Genomic DNA, 19,263 nt, shown 5'->3' on the forward strand with positions numbered 1-19,263 from the left:
AAGTGGACGCAGGGACCCCGACACCAATGAAAAACACCCCGTTCGATCTCACCGGCAAGGTCGCCGTGGTCACCGGCTCCAGCCGCGGCATCGGCCGCTCCTCCGCCGAGCTGCTCGCAAAACTCGGCGCCAAAGTGGTGGTCTCCTCGCGCAAGGCCGACGCGTGCCAGGAGGTCGTCGATGGCATCAAGGCGGCCGGTGGTGACGCCACCGTCATCCCCTGCAACATCGCGCGCAAGCAGGAGGTCGAGGCGCTGATCGCGGGCGCGACCAAGCATTACGGCAAGATCGACATCCTGGTCTGCAACGCCGCCGTCAACCCGTATTACGGCCCGCTGCTCGACATCACCGACGAAGCCTTCGACAAGATCATGGGCAGCAACGTCAAGAGCAACATCTGGCTCTCCGCGCTGGCGATCCCGCAGATGGCCGAGCGCGGCAACGGCTCCGTCGTCATCATCTCCTCGATCGGCGGCCTGCGCGGTTCGACCGTGATCGGCGCCTACGGCATCTCGAAAGCCGCCGACTTCGCGCTGTGTCGTTCGCTCGCCGGCGAATGGGGCCCGAAAGGCGTCCGCGTCAACTGCATCGCGCCCGGCCTGGTCAAGACCGACTTCGCCCGCGCGCTGTGGGAAGACGAAGCGAATCTGAAGCGCCGCACCGCCACCACGCCGCTTCGCCGCATCGGCGAACCCGACGAAATCGCGGGCGCAGTCGCCTACCTCGCCTCGGATGCGTCGAGCTTCATGACCGGACAGACCATCGTCATCGACGGGGGCGTGACCACGGCGGCGCCGTAGTCGCCGCTCGTCCGCTACGGGCGGCGCTCGGCCAAGGTGCGTTCGATGGCGCTTTCGATGGCGCGGACGACGATCAGGGCCGAACGTTCGTCGAGATGCACGCCGTCGTCCCAACGCAGCTCGCGTCGCGGCGGATCGATCGGCAGCCAAAGCGCGCGATCCGGGAAGGCTTCGTTGACGATCTCGTTGGTGATCCGGACCATGCGGGAGCCTTCGATCTCCGGCGCAAACGGAACGTGGATCAGAAACACGCGGGTGCCGCGCCGCTGCAGCTCGTCGATGAGCTGCCTGACGCGGACCACATTCGCGCGTACCGGCACGGTCGGGTCAGCTTCGTTCATCTGCTCCAGCGCACGGTCGAGATAGACCTTGTTGTCGAACGTGCCCGGCGGCTGGCTGAGCAGGCGATCCCGCTCGGCGCGCGCCCGGGCGGGATCGGGTTCACCGTGCTTCCACGTTTCATAGCCCGCGACCGCTGTTCGCACCGGGCGCAACAGCAGCGCTTCCGTGCCCGCGCCGCCGGAAAATTTCTCGATCAGCGCGCTGTCCGACTCGCGCGTCAGGACATTCGTCTCGATCAGCACGATCTTCGGCGGGTTCGGCCGGTTCGCGACGATCTCGAGACCTGTCACCGGCGAGCCGCCCGCCAACGAAAGATTGCGGACGCGCGGCGGCGAGAAATACTCCTCCTTGAGGCGCCAGGCGACCGAGCTGCCGACCACCACGACTTCAGGCGTGGGATCCCGCACATAGCGGTTGAGACTGATCAGGCTGCCGCCGCGGGTCGTGACCGCCGGCTGCTGCAGGGCCGAGCCGAAGCGCGCCGTCGTGAAGGCGCAGGCCAGCAGCAGCGCGGCTGCAGCCGCCGCGCACTTGATCAGCCATGAAAGCGTTAAATTCTGCTGCATGTCAGAACTGGAAGTAGATGAAGGTGCTGTCGGGCCCCGCCTCGAGACAGGCGAGCGCCGCGAGCGCGCCATAGAGATACGGCTCCCATCGCCGCAACCGGCCTTCGACCAGCGCGCCGATGCCGACATGCTGGATGATAACCGGCAAGGCATAGAGCAAAGCGAGGTTGGTGAACAGTTTTGGCGGATTGGGCGTGTCCGTCGCGATGAACATTCCCTTGAGGTAGCTGAGCGCGTGGTCGAAGTTCGGCAGCTTGAAGAAGATCCAGAGCATCGTGACGCAGAAGAAACACGATGCCCATCCGGATCACCCGCACCGCCGGGCTTCGATCGCCCAGGAGCTTCAGGAACGGTCGTTCGATCACGAGCAGGATTCCGTGCGCCATGCCCCACAGGGCGTAGCTCAGGCTGGCACCATGCCAGAGTCCACCAAGCGTCATCACGATCATGAGGTTGAGGCAGGTTCGAGCCGGTCCATGACGGTTGCCGCCGAGCGGAATGTACAAATAGGTCTTGAGCCAGCTCGACAACGAGATGTGCCAACGTGTCCAGAACTCCGAGAACGAGGTCGAGATGTAGGGCAGGTTGAAGTTCACGGGCAGGCGATAGCCGAACAGCAGGCCGAGGCCGAGCGCGATCGCCGAGTAGCCGAAGAAGTCGGCGTAGATCTGGTAGCTGTAGAGGAACACCAGCAGCCAGCGGTCCTGCGTGCGCAGCGTCTCGTAGAGCGGGAAGTCCATATAGGACGTCATCTCGTTGAGATTGTTCGCCACATACAGCTTGAAGAAATAGCCGACCAGGATCCATTTCGCGGCCTCGACGAAGGCAACGTCACCGATCCGCTTGGGAACGATCTGCGGCATGAACTGGGCCGCGCGCGTGATCGGGCCGGACACCAGCTGCGGAAAGAAGATGATGTAGAGGAACACCTCGCGCAAGCGCACGGTGCGCTTCTCGCGCATCAGGTCGACCAGCAGGCTGATGTTGTGGAACACGAAGAACGAGATGCCGATCGGCAGCGGCAGCCGCAGCAGGAAGTCGATCGGCGCGGTGCCGGTGAGATGGGTCGCGGCGGCGTCAACGAACAGGAACTTGTATTTGAAGAACGCCAGCAGGCCGAGATTGAAGACGATGCCGGCCGGCATCCAGAAAGTTCGATTATCGAACGCAAGCACCAGGCAGAGATGGGTGCCGAGCACCGCGACGAGCAGCAGCGGCAGCAGCTCCGGCTGGCCGAAGCCATAGAAGAACACGCTTGCGAGGACGAGCAACGGGACCTGGAAGCCGCGCAGGGAAGGCAGGTAATAGACGCCGAACACGATCGCGACGAAGATGCCGAACTGAAAAGAAGTGAAGGTCATGCCGCCCCATTTGCCCGCCCGGCATGTAGCATTTTCGCATTCTCTGTCCTAGCCCCTCCGCACGCCTCGCTTGCCCAGACGAGCGCGGCGGGCTTGACCTTCCGCCTCCAATCCGCTCCTTTTTGGGCCGACACAATCATCCCCTCAGGGACAACGTCAAAGACAACGCCAAGGTTTGCTTCCATGTCTTTCGTCCTCGCCATCGACCAGGGCACCACCTCCTCGCGCGCGATCGTGTTTCGCGGCGACATTTCCATTGCGGCGAAGGCGCAGGCCGAGTTTCCGCAGCATTTCCCCGCCTCGGGCTGGGTCGAGCACGAGCCTGAGGACATCTGGACCTCGACCGTGACGGTCTGCCGCGACGCGATCGCGCAGGCCGGCATCAGCGCAAAGGACATCGCCGCGATCGGGATCACCAACCAGCGCGAGACCACCGTGGTGTGGGACCGCGCGACCGGGCAGGCCGTGCACCGCGCCATCGTCTGGCAGGACCGCCGCACCGCCGACATCTGCGCCAAGCTGAAAGCCGACGGCCGCGAGCCCGTGATCTCGCAGAAGACCGGCCTGATCATCGATCCCTATTTCTCCGGCACCAAGGTCGCCTGGATTCTCGACCACGTCCCCGGCGCACGGGCGCGCGCCGCCCGCGGCGAGCTGATGTTCGGCACCGTCGATTGCTATCTGCTGTGGCGCCTCACCGGCGGCAAGGTGCATGCCACCGACGCCACCAACGCCTCGCGCACGCTGCTGTTCAACATCCACACCGGCGAGTGGGACGACGAGCTCTTGGAGATCATCGGCGTGCCGCGCTCGATGCTGCCCGAGGTGAAGGATTCCTCCGCCCGTTTCGGCGAGAGCACGCCGGACCTGTTCGGCGGCGCGATTGCGATCTCCGGCATCGCCGGCGACCAGCAGGCCGCGACCATCGGCCAGGCCTGCTTCCGCCCGGGCATGATGAAGTCGACCTACGGCACCGGCTGCTTCGCCCTGCTCAACACCGGCACCACGCCCGTGGCCTCGAAGAACAAGCTGCTCACCACCATCGCCTACCAGCTCGGCGGCAAGCGCACCTACGCGCTCGAAGGCTCGATCTTCGTCGCAGGCAGCGCGGTGCAATGGCTGCGCGACGGCCTCGGCATCATCAAGCATGCCGCCGAGACTGGACCTCTTGCTGATCAGTCCGACTCGATGCAGAGCGTCTATCTCGTCCCGGCCTTCGTCGGCATGGGCGCGCCGTACTGGAATCCGCGCGTGCGCGGCGCGCTGTTCGGCCTCACCCGCAACACCGGCCCGGCCGAGCTTGCCCATGCGGCGCTCGAAAGCGTCTGCTACCAGACGTTTGACCTCTGGGCCGCGATGCGCGCCGACTGGCCAAGCTCGGAAACCGCAAGCGTCGTGCTCCGCGTCGATGGCGGCATGACCGCATCCGACTGGACCATGCAGCGCCTCGCCGACCTGCTCGACGCGCCCGTCGATCGCCCCGTGATCCAGGAGACGACGGCACTGGGCGCCGCCTATCTCGCGGGCCTCCAGGCCGGCGTCTATCCCGAGCCGACGAAGTTCGCCGACAACTGGCGCCTCGAGCATCGCTTCAAGCCGAACATGAGCCAGGCCACGCGCGAGCGGAAGCTCGCGGGCTGGGCGAGGGCGGTGAAGGGCGTGCTGGCAAGCGACGAGGGCGAGGGTTAGGCCGGTCTCGTAGCCCGGATGGAGCGCAGCGAAATCCGGGGGTCTCCAGAAGCGACTACCCTGACGCCGCGGTGAATGAGGCGTATCCACAAACTCCGCCGTCGTCCTGGCGAAAGCCAGGACCCATAACCACCGAGCTAAGTTGCCTTGGACCGCTGGTCGCCCCAACCTGCCGCAACCGCGACCAGCTGTGGTATTGGGTCCTGGCTTTCGCCAGGACGACACGGAAGGTGTGGCCGGCGTTCAGCTTCAAAGGGACGCATCCCATGATCCTCCCCGACGGCTATTCCGACGTTCCCGCCGGCAAGATCGCTGCCGTCGTCACGCATCTCGAGATGACCGCGCGCCCGGCGCTGCGTGACGATCCTCCCGGCGCCTGGACCCTTCGCAAGGTCGATACCCCCGCGCTTCATTGGTATAGCGACCTCCATCGCCGCGTGGGCGAAGAGTGGTTGTGGTTCTCGCGCGCGCGCATGAACGACGCCGAGCTCGCCGCAATCGTCCACGCACCGGGCATCGAGGTCTATGCGCTTGGCGTGGATGGCCACGATGAAAGCCTGCTGGAGCTGGACTTTCGCGAGGCCGGCCAGTGCGAGCTCGTGTATTTCGGTGTCACCGCGAAACTGATCGGCAGCGGTGCCGCCCGCTTTATGATGAACCGCGCGCTTGAGGTCGCATGGTCACACGATCTGTCCCGCGTCTGGGTGCACACCTGCACCTTCGATCATCCGTCGGCCGTCGCATTCTACCAGCGCTCAGGCTTCCGTGCATTTCGGCGCCAGATCGAGGTCGCCGACGACCCGCGTCTCAATGGCACCGCGCCGCGGACGGCGGCAAAGCATGTGCCGATTATCGGCTAGTGCGCAGCTGCCTCCCCACCCTCATTGCGAGGAGCCCTTGCGACGAAGCAATCCAGACTGTCTCCGCCGAGAGATCCTGGATTGCTTCGCTGTGCTCGCAATGACGGAGTGCCGGCATCACGACCCTCGTTAGCCGTTGAAATTCACCGCATTGGTGTTGGCGCCGCAAACCAGCACCGTGACCCGCTCGCCGCTGGCGCAACAGCAGATTGGCAAAGGCACCGCGCGCCTTGAACGATCCGGAATGCTGCAACAGCTCGAGCTTGAAAATGACCGGTGCGGACGGCAGGCCAAAATCAGCGAGATCGGCTGGACGAGCGGCGTGCGCCGTATGTGCGGGCGGATGACGGCCTCAGTCGCCGCGATCCGCTCCCGATTGATGTCCATTGTTGCTGTCATGATACCGTCCTTGACAGCGCATCCGGCGGACGCTGTCGCGGTGCCGTTGCATCCGGCGCAATGCTCCACTTCCGTGATTTTGCTTGCGCCACTGCGGCCTTGCCGTGGAAACTGATTGGCCCTGCCTTGTCCAAAGCCAGAAGAGCGCAAAACATGTTCCTGATCGGCCAATATGATTCCCCCTTTGTCCGCCGTGTCGCGATCGCGCTGCGGCTTTACGGCCTCGCCTTCGAGCACAAGCCGTGGTCGACCTTCGGCGATGCCGAGAAGATCGCGCCCTATAACCCGCTGCGACGCGTGCCGACGCTGGTGCTCGACGACGGCGAGGCGCTGATCGAGAGCACGGTCATCCTCGATTATCTCGACGAGTTGGTCGGGCCGGAGAAGGCGATGCTGCCGCGCTCCGGCGCCGAGCGCCGGCGTCATTTGCGCATCTGCGCGCTCGCCTCCGGTCTCGGCGACAAGGCGGTGAGCCTGCTCTACGAGCGCGTGTTGCGGAAGGAGCAGCTTGCGCTGTGGGTGCAGCGTTGCGAAGCGCAGATCGCGGACGTGCTGAAAGCGCTGGAGGCCGAGCGCGCCAAGGTGACCACGCCGTACTGGTTAGGTGATCGCATCGGTCACGCCGACATCGCGGTGGCCTGCGTCGTCCGCTTCACCCGCGAGGCGCACCCTCAATTGTTCGAGCCGTCGCGGTATCCGGCGCTGTCGGCGCATGCCGCCGCTTGCGAGGCGCTGGCGCCGTTCAAGGAGATCGTGCAGCCGCTGGCACCGCCGAAGGGGTGAGCCGTTTTCAGGCTCTCCCGCAATTGCAGGGGATTTCACGAGGACGGCGCGGCTTGCTCCGGGCGATGCGAAGCATCGTCCCGCGCGCGGCGGGTGAGGGCTCTCACCACACGGGGGACATCCTCCGTAATTCTCGACAACGCCAACGCGGAGACCCCCCACCCCAGCCCTCCCCGCAAGTGGGAGAGGGAGCCCACTGCCGATGCTGTTGCATCGTGCACGCCATATGCGATCGTGCTGCGCAGGCGAGGAGAAGCGTCGCTACGCAAACCCGATTTTGATCAGGATCATCAGGAACAGGCCGCCGACGACCGCGCAGACCGCGGCACCGATCAGCGGCCCCAGCGCGCCTTTCCGGCTTGCGGGCTCCAGCACAGCCTGCCCCGGCTGGTCCGGATCGTAATAGACCTGGACGCTCTTCCCGGGCCGATATTTCGCCGCGGCCTCTTCGGCGACCTCGCGCAGGCCGGAGATCATGGTGCCGTTCCAATCGACTTCGGTGCCGATGAAGTCGCGCTTGCCGACCCTGTAGGCGTAGCGCAGGTCGACCTGATAGCGGTGGACGAGCTTTGACGTCGTCGGTCGATTGTCGTGCTCGGTCTTCTCTTCGATGATTTCCTCGATCACGTCGCAATGGATGACCCTGCCCGACGCGGTCGGCCAGCGCAGGCTGGCGCTCGCCAGCCGGCGCGTCCGGACATAATCGGCGGCGAGGAACACCCCGCCCACGAGCACGATGATCGGCACCGCGAACGCGAATAGCGGGACGCCCTTGTCGGCGTAGAGCACGTGGCCTGCGAACGAATGCGCGGTCAGGGTGGCGGCGATGATGCCGAACACCATTGTGAACGCCACCAGTGCCGCGACGTTCTGCGCGGCGGCGGGCTCCAGCAGCGCCTCGGTCGGCTGCTTGGGATCGACATGGACGTCGACATGGGCGCCGACCGGATAACGTCCGGTCAGTTTTGCGGCCAGGACCCTCGTGGTGATGACGGTGCCGCCGACAAAGACCTTGTCGCCTTCCAGCTCCTGGCCGCCGGCCTGATAGCGGTAGCGGATGATGGGCTTGGCGTCGTTCCGGTCGTCCGAGGAATGCGCCGCCGGCTGGTCGACCCGCGAGACCGTGATGATGCCCTCGACCTTGTCCCAGCTCCGCGCCGCCACCATCCGGCCGCGCATGCGGACCAGGTTGAACAGCGTCAATCCAAACAGCAGCACGGCGATGCCGGCGGCAATCTGGGTCCACATCAATTGTTGGGCGTTCAGCATCCGATTCCCCTGCGCTTCGGCGGCGACCGGCATTGGTCGCAGCGAACACGCGTTGCGTTCGATGCTGCGCGTTGCCCGGCACACGCCGGGCGTTGCTTCACCAATGTCGTCCTGGCGAAAGCCAGGACCCATGACCCCAGCGGGTCATTTGGCGAGGATTGGTCGTTCGGGAGTGCCAGCGATGGTCACCGATGGACGCGGTATGAATCCTGGCTTTCGCCAGGACGACATCGAACGTCTGGCATGCGCCCATGATCGCGGCGGACGGGGCAGCGAGTATCAAACGGACACGGTCGGCGATGATGGAATGTTACAGGTGTTTTGCCCGACGCCGCAAGCAATTTCGGTTAGGCCGAATTTATCGTGCTTTTTCAACCCCATGCCTACTGTGCATGGGGTTGATTTCTCGTTTTGTGTTTGGAGGGCGCCTAGCCCGCGCCCGCGCGCTTCTTCTGCCAGACCAGGTGCACGGCGCAGGTGCAGCCCGGCGGATGCGAGGCAAGCTCCTCCGACGTTTCGTCGTTGGCCGGTGTTGCCACGAAGGTCGCCTTGTCGCTCGCGCTCTCTCGCGCCGGGATGTAGTTCAGGATCGGTGCGAGCCAGCGCTCGGTCTCGGCGACGCTCATGCCCTTGCGCGCGGCATAATCCTCGACCTGATCGCGCTCGATCTTGCCAACGCCGAAATAATAGCTCTCGGCATTCGCGAGATAGAGCCCCGACACGGAAGAGCCCGGCCACATCGCAAAGCTCTCGGTCAGCTTCACGCCGGCAGTGTTCTCGGCGTCGAGCAGGTCGAACAGCGTGGCCTTCTCGGTGTGATCGGGCTGCGCGGGATAGCCGGGGGCGGGACGGATGCCCTGGTATTTTTCGAGGATCAGATCGTCGGTCGAGAGCGCCTCATCCGGCGCATAGGCCCAGAACTCGCGGCGGACGCGGGCATGCATGCGCTCGGCGAAGGCCTCCGCAAGGCGGTCGGCCAGCGCCTTGCACAGGATCGAGGAGTAGTCGTCATTGGCCATCTTGAAGCGGTCGGCGACCACATCCTCGCCGATGCCGGCGGTGACGACGAACCCGCCGACATAATCGGGCACGCCGGTGCCTACAGGCGCGACGAAGTCGGACAGCGCCGCGTTGAAACGGCCCTCGCGCTTCTCGAGCTGCTGGCGCAGCGTGTGCAGCGTCGCGATCGTCCTGGTCCGGCTCTCGTCGGCATAGAGCACGATGTCGTCGCCCTGCGCATTGGCCGGCCAGAAGCCGACGGTGGCTCGCGCGCGGAACCATTTCTCCTTGACGATCAGGTCGAGCATCTTGCGCGCGTCCTCGTAGAGCGAGCGCGCGACTTCGCCGACCTTGGCATCGTCGAGGATGGCGGGGAAGCGCCCGGCGAGCTCCCAGGTCTGGAAGAACGGCGTCCAGTCGATATAGGGCACCAGCTCGGCGAGATCGTAGTCGTCAAAGCTCCTGGTGCCGAGGAAGGTCGGCTTCACCGGTTTGTTCGCGGCAAAGTCGACCGGCACGCGGTTGGCGCGGGCGGTCGCCAGCTTCAGCCGCTTCTTGTCGGCCTGGGCGCGCATATGCGCATCCGAGATCTTTGCGTATTCGGCCCGGACTTCGGCGGCATAGGCCTCGCGCCTCTCGGGCGACAACAGAGCAGATGCAACACCCACCGCGCGACTGGCGTCGTTGACATGCACCACGGGGCCGGCGCGATAGCTCGGGTCGATCTTCACCGCCGTATGCACGCGGCTCGTGGTGGCGCCGCCGATCAGCAGCGGCAGCTTGAGGCCTTCGCGCTGCAATTCGCCGGCGAAGAATGCCATCTCGTCGAGCGAGGGCGTGATCAGGCCGGACAGCCCGACGATGTCGGCCTTCTCCGCCTTCACGGTCTCGACGATCTTGGCCGCGGGCACCATGACGCCGAGGTCGATCACGTCGTAGTTGTTGCACTGGAGCACGATGCCGACGATGTTCTTGCCGATGTCGTGGACGTCGCCCTTGACGGTCGCGAGCACGATCTTGCCGGCGGACGAGGAGCCTTCCGTGCCGATGCCGTTGGCGAGGTTGCGCGCCTTCTCCTCTTCCATGAACGGCATCAGCCAGGCGACAGCCTGCTTCATCACGCGTGCCGACTTCACCACCTGCGGCAGGAACATCTTGCCGTCGCCGAAGAGATCGCCGACCACGTTCATGCCCGCCATCAGCGGTCCCTCGATCACGTCGAGCGGCCGCTTCGAAGCCTTGCGGGCCTCCTCGGTATCCTGCTCGATGAACTCGGTGATCCCATGCACCAGCGAATGCGACAGCCGCTTCGCCACCGGCCATTCGCGCCAGGCGAGATCGGCTTCCTTGGTCTGGGTCTTGTTACCGCGGAATCTTTCCGCTAGCGCCAGCAGACGCTCGGACGCACCGGGGTCGCGGTTGAGGATGACGTCCTCGCACACCTGGCGCAATTCGGGATCGATGTCGTCATAGACGATCATCTGCCCGGCATTGACGATGCCCATGTCCATGCCGGCCTTGATGGCGTGATACAGGAACACCGAGTGCATGGCCTCTCGCACCGGCTCGTTGCCGCGGAACGAGAACGACAAATTGGATACACCACCGGAAATGTGCGCGCCCGGCAGGTTCTTGCGTATCCAGCGCGTCGCCTCGATGAAGTCGACGCCGTAATTGTTGTGTTCCTCGATGCCGGTTGCGATCGCGAAAATATTCGGATCGAAGATGATGTCTTCCGGCGGGAAGCCGACGCGGTTCACCAAAATGTCGTAGGCGCGCTTGCAGATCTCGGTCTTGCGGGCGAACGTGTCGGCCTGGCCGACCTCGTCGAACGCCATCACCACGACGGCCGCGCCGTGGCGGCGGGCGATCTTGGCCTCGTGAATGAACTTGTCCTCGCCTTCCTTCATCGAGATCGAATTGACGACGGGCTTGCCCTGCACGCATTTCAGGCCGGCCTCGATCACGGAGAATTTCGAGCTGTCGACCATCACGGGTACGCGGGCGATGTCGGGCTCGGCGGCGACGAGGTTGAGGAAGGTCACCATCGCGGCTTCCGAGTCCAGGAGACCCTCGTCCATGTTGACGTCGATGATCTGCGCGCCGTTCTCGACCTGGTCGCGCGCGACCTGCAACGCGGCGGTGTAGTCGCCGGCGGTGACCAGCTTGCGGAAGCGGGCGGAGCCGGTGACGTTGGTGCGCTCGCCGACGTTCACGAAAGGAATGGCGTCGGTCAGGATGAACGGCTCGAGGCCGGAGAGCCGCAGGCGAGGTTCGATCTCCGGCACGATGCGCGGCTTGTGCGGCGCGACCGCAGCCGCAATCGCCGCGATATGGTCCGGCGTGGTGCCGCAGCAGCCGCCGACGATGTTGACGAGGCCATCGCGGGCGAACTCTCCAACCAGGCGCGCCATGTATTCCGGCGTCTCGTCATATTGGCCGAACTCGTTGGGCAGGCCGGCATTGGGATAGGCACAAACAAGCGTATCGGCGACGCGGCCGATGTCGGCGATATGCGCGCGCAGATCTTCCGCGCCGAGCGCGCAGTTGAAGCCGATGGTGACGGGCTTCGCATGCTGTACCGAATGCCAGAACGCTTCCGGCAACTGGCCGGACAGCAGGCGGCCGGACTTGTCGGTGATGGTGCCCGACACCATCACGGGCATGTCGATGCCGCGCTCCTCGGTGATCTCGGCGATCGCGTAGAGCGCAGCCTTGGCGTTCAGCGTGTCGAAGATGGTCTCGACCAGCAGCAGATCGACGCCGCCGTCGAGCATGCCGTTGATCTGCTCGCCATAGGATTTGCGCAGATCGTCGAACGTGACGGCGCGGTAGCCGGGATTGGACACGTCGGGCGAGATCGAGGCGGTGCGGTTGGTCGGTCCGATCGCGCCGGCCACGAAGCGCGGCTTGCCGTCCTCGGCCTCGACGCGGCGTGCGGCGTTGCCGGCGAGGCGGGCGCCTTCGCGCGCCATCTCATAGACGATGTCGGCGAGATCGTAATCGGCCTGGGCAATCGAGGTCGTGGAGAAGGTGTTGGTGGCGACGATGTCGGCGCCGGCACGCAAATAGGCGGCGTGGATGTCCTCGATCGCCTGCGGCTGGGTCAGGATCAGGAGGTCGTTGTTGCCGCGCAAATCGCGATGGAAGGTCTTGAAGCGCTCGCCGCGGAAGGCGGCCTCGTCGAACTGGAGGTTCTGGATCATCGTGCCCATGGCGCCGTCGAGCACGAGAATGCGCTCGCGCGCGGCGTCGAGCAGGGCGGTTCGCTTGGGAGAAGTGGATACGATCATGGTGTCTCAAGCCGCCTTCTGCGCGCTCTTGGCGCGGATGCCGAGCAAATGGCTGATCGCGAACACGAGATCGGCGCGGTTCATGGTGTAGAAATGGAAGGTGTCGACGCCGTGCTTGGCGAGCTTCTGCACCTGGCCCGCGGCGACCGTCGCCGCCACCAGCTTGCGGGTCTCGGCGTCTTCATCGAGGCCCTCGAACTTCGCGGCGATCCAGTCCGGCACGGAGGTGCCGTTGCGGGTGACGAAATTGCGAGCCTGCTTGAAATTATGCATGGGCATGATGCCCGGCACGATCGGGATGTTGATCCCCCGCGCGCGCACGCGGTCGAGATAACGGAAGTAGAGGTCGTTATCAAAGAACACCTGCGTGATCGCGCGGGTCGCGCCCGCATCGACCTTGGCCTGCAGCGTGTCGATGTCATCATCGAAGTCGCGCGCCTCGGGGTGCTTCTCGGGGTACGCCGAGACCGACACTTCGATATCGCCGTGCCGCTTCTTGATGCCGGCGACGAGGTCGGCGGAACTCTGGTAGCCGTCGGGATGGCTGGAATAGGCCGTGCCGATGCCGCCGGCGGGATCGCCGCGCAAGGCCACGATGTGGCGGACGCCGACCTCGTGATAGCGGTCGACGATCTCGTCGATCTCCCCGCGCGAGGCGCCGACGCAGGTCAGGTGCGCGGCCGGCAGCAGCGCGGTCTCCTTGAGGATGCGCGCGATGGTCGAATGGGTCCGCTCACGGGTCGAGCCGCCGGCGCCATAGGTCACCGAGACGAATTTCGGGTCGAGCGGGGCCAGCCGGTTGATGGTATCCCAGAGATTGCGCTCCATATCTTCCGTCTTGGGCGGAAAGAACTCGAATGAGATCGCAGGCCGCTTCAGGTACCCGTCTTGCCCGTTGGTATGGGCAGGCGTCGTCACGTCAGTCATGGGCACCACTCACTCCAAGGGCTCGCCGAGTCGTTGGCGGTTCGGCGGTCAGGTCTAGATTGGGAGAGGCTAAGATAAGCCAAAACGGCCGCACTCGACAGCCCATCAGAGATGGGAAATTGCCCACTTTCTGCACATCGATTAAAAATCGTGTGAGGTCAGAGGTCGAGGTGGGAAGACGATCTAGGATAAATCATATGTTACATCAGTTAGATAACAGAAGATGGAGACTTGTTCGGTGCAAATTTGTCCGTGGGCAATATGAAAGTCATACTATCAGCGCGGTAACTGTCCCAACGCCGCGGTGAAGTCGCGCGAGGCGGCGGCCTGCACGTCAGACCTGCGCGCCCTGCCCATTGCCGCTGCGCCGCCCTCCGCTACGTTAGCGCGCCATGATCCCGCTCTCAGTCCTCGACCTCTCCGTCGTCACAACTGGCACAAAGCCCGCCGCGGCGCTGCGCAACAGCATCGACCTGGCGCGCCATGTCGACGGGCTCGGCTATGTCCGCTACTGGCTCGCCGAACATCACAACCTCGCCTCCGTCGCGAGTCCTGCGCCCGACGTGATGATCGGGCAGATCGCGGCGGTGACCAAGCACATCCGCGTCGGCTCCGGTGGTGTGATGCTGCCCAATCACGCACCATTGGTCGTAGCCGAGCGCTTCAAGATGCTGGAGGCGTTGTTTCCCGGCCGTATCGATCTCGGCCTCGGCCGCGCGCCCGGCACTGACGGCGCTACGGCCTATGCGCTGCGCAGCCGGCTCGACCGCCGCGAAGGCGACGATTTCCTCGAGCGGCTGCACGAATTGATCCTGTGGCAGACCCGGGAATTCCCCTCGGGCCATCCCTACCACAACGTCGTCGCGATGCCCGACGATACGCCGTTGCCGCCGATCTGGCTGCTCGGCTCCAGCGATTATTCGTCGGAGCTCGCCGCGCAAGTCGGCATGGGCTTCGCATTCGCCCATCATTTTGCGTCCCACGATGCGATCGACGCGATGGTGCATTATCGCAATCGTTTTCAGCCCTCGGCCTGGAGTGCGAGCCCGCGCGCGATCCTCGCGGTCGCCGTCATTACGGCCGACACGGATGAGGAAGCCGAAAAGCTCGCCGCGTCTTTCGACCTCAACCGCCTGCGCCGCGACCGCGGCCAGTATCTTCCGTTGCCGAGCGTCGAAGAAGCGCTGGCCTATCCCTATACGGATTCGGAGCGCATCTCGATCCGGCGCAACCGCTCGCGCCTGTTCGTTGGTAACCCGGCGACCGTGCAGGAGACGCTTCAGCCGCTGATCGATGCGAGCAAGCCGGACGAGTTGATGGTGATCACCGCCGTGTACGATCAAGAGGCGCGCAAGAAATCGTATTCGCTGCTGGCAGAGGCGTTCGGGCTTAAAGCGGTCGGATAAGGCTCTCACGCCCCTGCGCTGAGCAGCGTCTCGATCCCGGCTCGCGCTTCGCGCGTCCGGGACACAAAACTACTCCATCGTCGCGCGGAACGGATGCCCCGGATACACGCCGACGATGCGGAATTCGCGCGAGAAGAATTTCAGCTCCTCGATCGCGAACGCGAGACCCTTGTCTTCGGGGTGGCCGTCGACGTCGGCGTAAAACTGGGTAGCGAAGAAATTGCCGTCGACCATGTAGCTCTCGAGCTTGGTCATGTTGACGCCGTTGGTGGCAAAGCCACCGAGCGCCTTGTAGAGCGCGGCCGGCAAATTGCGCACCCGGAATACAAAAGTCGTGACCAGCGGATCGGAGCCCTGTGCGGCCCATTTCGGTTCGCGCGCGAGCACCACGAAGCGCGTGGTGTTGTGGGCCTCGTCCTCGATGTCCTCCGCCAAAATGTCGAGGCCGTAGATCTGCGCAGCCAGGCGCGAGGCGATCGCGGCGACGGACCTGTCGTTACGCTCGGAAATGTCGCGGGCGCTGCCGGCGGTATCGGCGTGCACGATCGGCTTGATGCCAAGCTTGCGAATGATGCGCCGGCATTGGCCGAGCGCGTGCACATGGCTCTCGACGCTCTTGATGTCTTCGAGCCGGGTGCCCTTCACCGCCATCAGCTGATGCCGGACCGGCAGAAACCATTCGCCGATGATGAAGAGGCCGGAGGCCGGCAGCAAATGATGGATGTCGGCGACGCGGCCCGCGACCGAATTCTCGATCGGGATCATGCCGAGGTCGGCTTCGCCCGACGAGATCGCCGACAAGGCGTCCTCGAAGGTGGCGCAGGGAATCGGCTCGGCGTCGGGATAGGCCTCGACGATGGCGATGTGGGAATTGGCGCCAGGCTCGCCCTGGAATGCGATTTTCAGCTTGCTCATGCTCGGCCTTGTAACAGCGGCTCAGGATTTGGAAAGGATGCTGCGGGCGGTTTCCAGGTCCGCCGGCGTGTCGACCCCGCGGGGCACGGTATCGACAATGGTGAAGTCGATGCGCATTCCGGCCTCGAGCGCCCGGAGCTGCTCGAGCTTCTCCTGCAATTCCAGCGGCGAAGGCGGAAGCCGGACGTAGCGCTCCAGCGCGGCGCGGCGATAGGCGTAGAGGCCGATATGGTGGTAACGGGGCCCATCGCCGGTCGGCGCGGTTGCGCGGGTGAAATAAAGTGCGCGCATGCGCCTGCCACCGAGCGAGGTCCCGATCGCCTTCACGACGCTCGGCGCGAGGTCCTCCTCCTCGGTGTGGATCTGCGAAGCCAGCGTTGCGATGTCCACGACGGGGTCTTGCAGCGGCGGCAACACCTCGCGGATGTTGTCGATCGTGATGGTCGGGAAATCGCCCTGCAGATTGACCACGATCTCGGCCTTGCCGTCCGGATCGAGCTTTTGCATGGCCTCGTGGATGCGGTCGGAGCCGGACGGGTGCTCCGCGCGGGTCATCACGGCCTCGCCGCCATGGGCGGTCACGACGGACGCGATCTCCGCGGTGTCGGTTGCGACCGCCACCCGGCCTATCCCGGCCGCCTCCGCGCGGCGCATCACGTGCACGATCATCGGCTGCCCCGCGATATCGGCGAGCGGCTTGCCGGGCAGGCGGGTGGCGGCCATGCGGGCTGGAATCAGCACCAGGATGCGGGGATCGATCATCGTTCAAGGGCCTGGAAACGGGGCGTTTTCCGCGCCGAGAAATGGGGTGGGGACGGGCGTGAAGCCCGCTCGCTTATACGGGTTGCCAGACCCCGGGCAAACCGATATCTCAATGGCAAAACTCGGGGAAACAGTAAGGAACGTTGATTCTCCGAGGCTCGTCCTGGCGGCCGCATTGGGCCGCTCGATCCTTCTTGCGGTGTGGGGCCTGGCCGGAAATGGACTCTTTCGAACTAAACAAGATTCTCGGTGCCGTGCTCGGCACCTGTCTCCTTCTGCTGGTGACAAGCTTCACCGCCCAGGCGTTGTTCTCGCCCAAGATGCCGGAAAAGCCGGGCTTCGAGATCGCAGTGAAGGAAGACGCCGGCCACGGCAAGGAAGGCGGCGCTGCCCCCGCGGCCGCCGAGCCGATCGAAAAACTGCTCCAGACCGCCTCGGTCGAGAAGGGCGCCGCCGCCGCCAAGAAGTGCGGCGCCTGCCATACCTTCGAGAAGGGCGGCCCGAACCGTGTCGGTCCGAACCTCTACGGCGTGGTCGGCGACCATGTTGGCGAGGGCCGCGGCGGCTTCAACTTCTCGGCCGCGATGAAGGCCAAGGGCGGCACCTGGGACTTCGATGCGCTCAACAAGTTCATCGCCAATCCCAAGGCGGCTGTCCCGGGCACCGCGATGGGCTTTGCAGGCATCCCGAAGGATAGCGAGCGGGCCGACGTGATCGCTTACCTGAACAGCCTTTCCGACAGCCCGAAGCCGCTGCCCACCGCGGCCAAGTAAGGCCTATCGACTTCGATCTTAGTACGCGGCCAGGCTGAAAAGCCTGGCCGTTTGCTTATCCGGGCCTCGCGGCGTTGTTATCGGGGCGTTTGGCCGCAGCGATCGGCCAGCCGGCCTTCCAAGATGAGGAAAAAGCAACATATTCCGTCGAAACCTCGCCTATATTGGGACCTTAAAGGAGTAGCCTCCTTCAAGACAGGAATGTTGATTTGGCCCTTACCCGACGCGATCTCCTGCTCACTGGTACCGCTGCCGCAGCGCTCCCCGCCCTTGGTTCCGTAGGGGGCCTTCCTGGCGTCGGCGTGGCACGCGCGCAATCCGCCAGCGAGCCCACCTGGCGGCACGCGCTGTCGCTGTTCGGACAGGTGAAGTACCCCGCGGACTTCAAGCGCTTCGACTATGTCAATCCGGAAGCGCCCAAGGGCGGCGTCGCGCGCCAGATCGCCGTCGGCACATTCGACAATTTCAACATCGTCGTCTCCGGTGTGAAGGGGCAAGTCGCCGGTGCCGTGGCATTCATCTACGAATCCCTCACGACGGCCTCGCTCGACGAAGTCTCGACCGAATATGGCGCACTGGCCGAGGCCGTCAGCCATCCGGATGATTTCTCTTTCGTGACTTACCGCTTGCGACCGCAAGCCAAATGGCATGACGGCAAGCCTGTTACCGCGGACGACGTGATCTTCTCGCTCGATTCCTTCAAAAAGCATCACCCGATGTACTCGGCCTATTACAGCCATGTGGTGAAAGCCGAGAAGGTCGGCGAGCGCGAGGTGAAGTTCGTGTTCGACGCACCGGGCAACCGGGAACTTCCGCAGATCGTCGGGCAGCTCACGGTCCTGCCGAAGCATTGGTGGGAGGGCACGGACGCGCAGGGCCGCAAGCGCGATGTCTCCGCCACCACGCTCGAAGTGCCACTGGGTTCCGGCCCCTATCGAGTCAAGGAATTCGTTGCCGGGCGGTCGATCGCGCTGGAGCGAGTCAAGGATTATTGGGGGCGCGACCTCGCCGCCAATGTGGGCCGAAATAATTTCGACGAGCTGCGCTACGAGTATTTCCGCGACGCCACCGTGGCGATCGAGGCGTTCAAGGCCGATCAGGTCGATTGGCGCACCGAGAACAGCGCGAAGAACTGGGCGACAGCCTACGACTTCCCGGCGGTCACCGAAAAGCGCGTGATCCTCGAGGAGTTCGCCAATCGCAGCTCGGGCGTCATGCAGGCCTTCGTGCCCAACCTGCGCCGCGCCAAGTTCAAAGATGCGCGCGTGCGACGCGCGCTCAACTACGCGTTCGACTTCGAGGAGATGAACAAGCAGATCTTCTACGGCCAGTACAAGCGCATCAGCAGCTATTTCGACGGGATCGATGAGCTGATGGCGACCGGGCTGCCGCAGGGTAAGGAGCTCGAGATCCTCGAGACGGTCCGCGCCGAGGTCCCGCCCGAAGTCTTCACGACGGCCTATACCAATCCAGTCGGCGGCCGTCCGGAAGCCGTGCGCGACAATCTTCGCGAAGCGCTGCGCCTGTTCAAGGAAGCCGGCTATGAGGTGCGCGACCGCAAGCTTGTCGACGTCAAGACCGGCACCCAGTTCTCCCTGGAATTGCTGAACTCGGATCCGAGCTTCGAGCGAATCACGCTGTTCTACAAGCCCTCGCTGGAACGGCTCGGCATTGCCGTCAGCGTGCGGACAGTCGATCCGACCCAATACGAGAACAGGACGCGCGAGTGGGATTTCGACATCGTCACCAACTCCTGGGGCGAGTCGCAGTCACCGGGCAACGAGCAGCGCGAATTCTGGTCGTCGAAGACGGCCGACATCGCGGGTTCACGCAATATTACCGGCATCAAGAATCCGGCGGTCGACAAGCTGATCGAGCGGGTGATCTACGCCAAGGGGCGCGACGATCTCGTCGCGGCAACCAAGGCACTCGACCGCGTGCTGTTGTGGAATCACTACGTCGTGCCGCAGTGGACTTATACGAAGGTGCGCACCGCGCGCTGGGATCGTTTCGGCCGGCCGGCGGAATTGCCTAAATACGGCCAGTCCGGCTTCCCGTTCATCTGGTGGTACGACGCGGACAAGGCGGCGCGGATCGCAAAGAAGTCGTGAGGGACATT

Annotated in this window: 14 protein-coding genes and 1 pseudogene; 7 read left to right on the top strand and 8 right to left on the bottom strand. The window is 64.5% G+C overall.

Annotated features, from left to right (window positions below; genetic code table 11):
* Positions 1-26 precede the first annotated feature (26 nt).
* Entirely contained in the window at positions 27-800 is a 774-nt protein-coding gene (locus tag AC0L3C_RS24165) for an SDR family NAD(P)-dependent oxidoreductase (RefSeq protein ID WP_473264530.1), read from the top strand.
* A 14-nt stretch (positions 801-814) separates the two neighbouring features.
* Here AC0L3C_RS24165 and AC0L3C_RS24170 read toward each other — a convergent pair whose 3' ends face one another.
* Together AC0L3C_RS24170 and AC0L3C_RS24175 are read right to left on the bottom strand one after the other, a co-directional pair.
* Entirely contained in the window at positions 815-1,708 is an 894-nt protein-coding gene (locus AC0L3C_RS24170; protein ID WP_473409141.1) for a hypothetical protein, read from the bottom strand.
* Entirely contained in the window at positions 1,693-3,069 is a 1,377-nt protein-coding gene (locus tag AC0L3C_RS24175) for an MBOAT family O-acyltransferase (RefSeq protein WP_473409142.1), read from the bottom strand. Before AC0L3C_RS24175 ends, AC0L3C_RS24170 begins: the two co-directional genes overlap by 16 nt.
* A 183-nt stretch (positions 3,070-3,252) precedes the next feature.
* On the opposite strand from AC0L3C_RS24175, the gene glpK reads away from it, so the two are divergent.
* Together glpK and AC0L3C_RS24185 are read left to right on the top strand one after the other, a co-directional pair.
* Positions 3,253-4,758, top strand: a complete 1,506-nt coding sequence (glpK, locus tag AC0L3C_RS24180; RefSeq protein WP_473264535.1) for a glycerol kinase GlpK — start codon at positions 3,253-3,255, stop codon at positions 4,756-4,758.
* Positions 4,759-5,024: 266 nt separating this feature from the next.
* Positions 5,025-5,618, top strand: a complete 594-nt coding sequence (locus AC0L3C_RS24185; protein ID WP_473409143.1) for a GNAT family N-acetyltransferase — start codon at positions 5,025-5,027, stop codon at positions 5,616-5,618.
* A 193-nt stretch (positions 5,619-5,811) separates the two neighbouring features.
* Here AC0L3C_RS24185 and AC0L3C_RS24190 read toward each other — a convergent pair.
* Positions 5,812-6,017, bottom strand: a pseudogene (locus AC0L3C_RS24190) (threonine/serine dehydratase); the annotation flags it as partial.
* A 153-nt stretch (positions 6,018-6,170) separates the two neighbouring features.
* On the opposite strand from AC0L3C_RS24190, the gene AC0L3C_RS24195 reads away from it, so the two are divergent.
* Complete coding sequence (locus AC0L3C_RS24195) at positions 6,171-6,800, top strand: glutathione S-transferase family protein (RefSeq protein ID WP_473409144.1); 630 nt, start codon at positions 6,171-6,173, stop codon at positions 6,798-6,800.
* A gap of 261 nt (positions 6,801-7,061) precedes the next feature.
* Here AC0L3C_RS24195 and AC0L3C_RS24200 read toward each other — a convergent pair whose 3' ends face one another.
* The 3 genes from AC0L3C_RS24200 to metF all read right to left on the bottom strand — a co-directional run bounded on the left by AC0L3C_RS24200 (position 7,062) and on the right by metF (position 13,288).
* Positions 7,062-8,069 (bottom strand): DUF3592 domain-containing protein, encoded by a 1,008-nt coding sequence (locus AC0L3C_RS24200; RefSeq protein WP_473279398.1) that lies wholly within the window; start codon positions 8,067-8,069, stop codon positions 7,062-7,064.
* A 428-nt stretch (positions 8,070-8,497) separates the two neighbouring features.
* Positions 8,498-12,361, bottom strand: a complete 3,864-nt coding sequence (metH, locus tag AC0L3C_RS24205; protein ID WP_473409145.1) for a methionine synthase — start codon at positions 12,359-12,361, stop codon at positions 8,498-8,500.
* 6 nt (positions 12,362-12,367) lie between these two features.
* A complete protein-coding gene (gene metF / locus AC0L3C_RS24210; RefSeq protein WP_473409146.1) occupies positions 12,368-13,288 on the bottom strand; it encodes a methylenetetrahydrofolate reductase [NAD(P)H] in 921 nt (306 codons plus the stop codon).
* Positions 13,289-13,680: 392 nt separating this feature from the next.
* Between metF and AC0L3C_RS24215 the strand changes: the two genes are divergently transcribed.
* Positions 13,681-14,694 carry an LLM class flavin-dependent oxidoreductase gene (locus AC0L3C_RS24215; protein ID WP_473409147.1) on the top strand — a complete coding sequence of 338 codons (1,014 nt, stop codon included), beginning with the start codon at positions 13,681-13,683 and terminating at the stop codon, positions 14,692-14,694.
* Between the two features lie 69 nt (positions 14,695-14,763).
* Here AC0L3C_RS24215 and AC0L3C_RS24220 read toward each other — a convergent pair whose 3' ends face one another.
* Both AC0L3C_RS24220 and AC0L3C_RS24225 read right to left on the bottom strand, forming a co-directional pair.
* Positions 14,764-15,609, bottom strand: coding sequence for a prephenate dehydratase (locus tag AC0L3C_RS24220; protein ID WP_473409148.1), 846 nt, complete (start codon positions 15,607-15,609; stop codon positions 14,764-14,766).
* 21 nt (positions 15,610-15,630) lie between these two features.
* Positions 15,631-16,371, bottom strand: coding sequence for a 3-deoxy-manno-octulosonate cytidylyltransferase (locus AC0L3C_RS24225; RefSeq protein ID WP_473264543.1), 741 nt, complete (start codon positions 16,369-16,371; stop codon positions 15,631-15,633).
* A gap of 218 nt (positions 16,372-16,589) precedes the next feature.
* Here AC0L3C_RS24225 and AC0L3C_RS24230 point away from each other — a divergent pair, with 218 nt between their 5' ends.
* Positions 16,590-17,144: a c-type cytochrome gene (locus AC0L3C_RS24230; RefSeq protein WP_007599749.1), complete on the top strand. Its 555-nt coding sequence runs from the start codon at positions 16,590-16,592 to the stop codon at positions 17,142-17,144.
* 209 nt (positions 17,145-17,353) lie between these two features.
* On the top strand, positions 17,354-19,255 hold the full coding sequence (locus AC0L3C_RS24235; protein WP_473409149.1) for an extracellular solute-binding protein: 1,902 nt from the start codon (positions 17,354-17,356) through the stop codon (positions 19,253-19,255).
* Positions 19,256-19,263 lie beyond the last annotated feature (8 nt).

The sequence above is a fragment of the Bradyrhizobium sp. WSM4872 genome, assembly GCF_055811715.1.

What these genes read in the sequence shown, in the direction of transcription:
- AC0L3C_RS24230 (WP_007599749.1), top strand. Translation starts at nt 16,590, where the DNA reads ATGGACTCTTTCGAACTAAACAAGATTCTCGGTGCCGTGCTCGGCACC.
- AC0L3C_RS24195 (WP_473409144.1), top strand. Translation starts at nt 6,171, where the DNA reads ATGTTCCTGATCGGCCAATATGATTCCCCCTTTGTCCGCCGTGTCGCG.
- metF (WP_473409146.1), bottom strand. Translation starts at nt 13,288, where the DNA reads ATGACTGACGTGACGACGCCTGCCCATACCAACGGGCAAGACGGGTAC.
- glpK (WP_473264535.1), top strand. Translation starts at nt 3,253, where the DNA reads ATGTCTTTCGTCCTCGCCATCGACCAGGGCACCACCTCCTCGCGCGCG.
- AC0L3C_RS24175 (WP_473409142.1), bottom strand. Translation starts at nt 3,069, where the DNA reads ATGACCTTCACTTCTTTTCAGTTCGGCATCTTCGTCGCGATCGTGTTC.
- AC0L3C_RS24225 (WP_473264543.1), bottom strand. Translation starts at nt 16,371, where the DNA reads ATGATCGATCCCCGCATCCTGGTGCTGATTCCAGCCCGCATGGCCGCC.
- AC0L3C_RS24185 (WP_473409143.1), top strand. Translation starts at nt 5,025, where the DNA reads ATGATCCTCCCCGACGGCTATTCCGACGTTCCCGCCGGCAAGATCGCT.
- AC0L3C_RS24215 (WP_473409147.1), top strand. Translation starts at nt 13,681, where the DNA reads ATGATCCCGCTCTCAGTCCTCGACCTCTCCGTCGTCACAACTGGCACA.
- AC0L3C_RS24170 (WP_473409141.1), bottom strand. Translation starts at nt 1,708, where the DNA reads ATGCAGCAGAATTTAACGCTTTCATGGCTGATCAAGTGCGCGGCGGCT.
- metH (WP_473409145.1), bottom strand. Translation starts at nt 12,361, where the DNA reads ATGATCGTATCCACTTCTCCCAAGCGAACCGCCCTGCTCGACGCCGCG.
- AC0L3C_RS24200 (WP_473279398.1), bottom strand. Translation starts at nt 8,069, where the DNA reads ATGCTGAACGCCCAACAATTGATGTGGACCCAGATTGCCGCCGGCATC.
- AC0L3C_RS24220 (WP_473409148.1), bottom strand. Translation starts at nt 15,609, where the DNA reads ATGAGCAAGCTGAAAATCGCATTCCAGGGCGAGCCTGGCGCCAATTCC.
- AC0L3C_RS24165 (WP_473264530.1), top strand. Translation starts at nt 27, where the DNA reads ATGAAAAACACCCCGTTCGATCTCACCGGCAAGGTCGCCGTGGTCACC.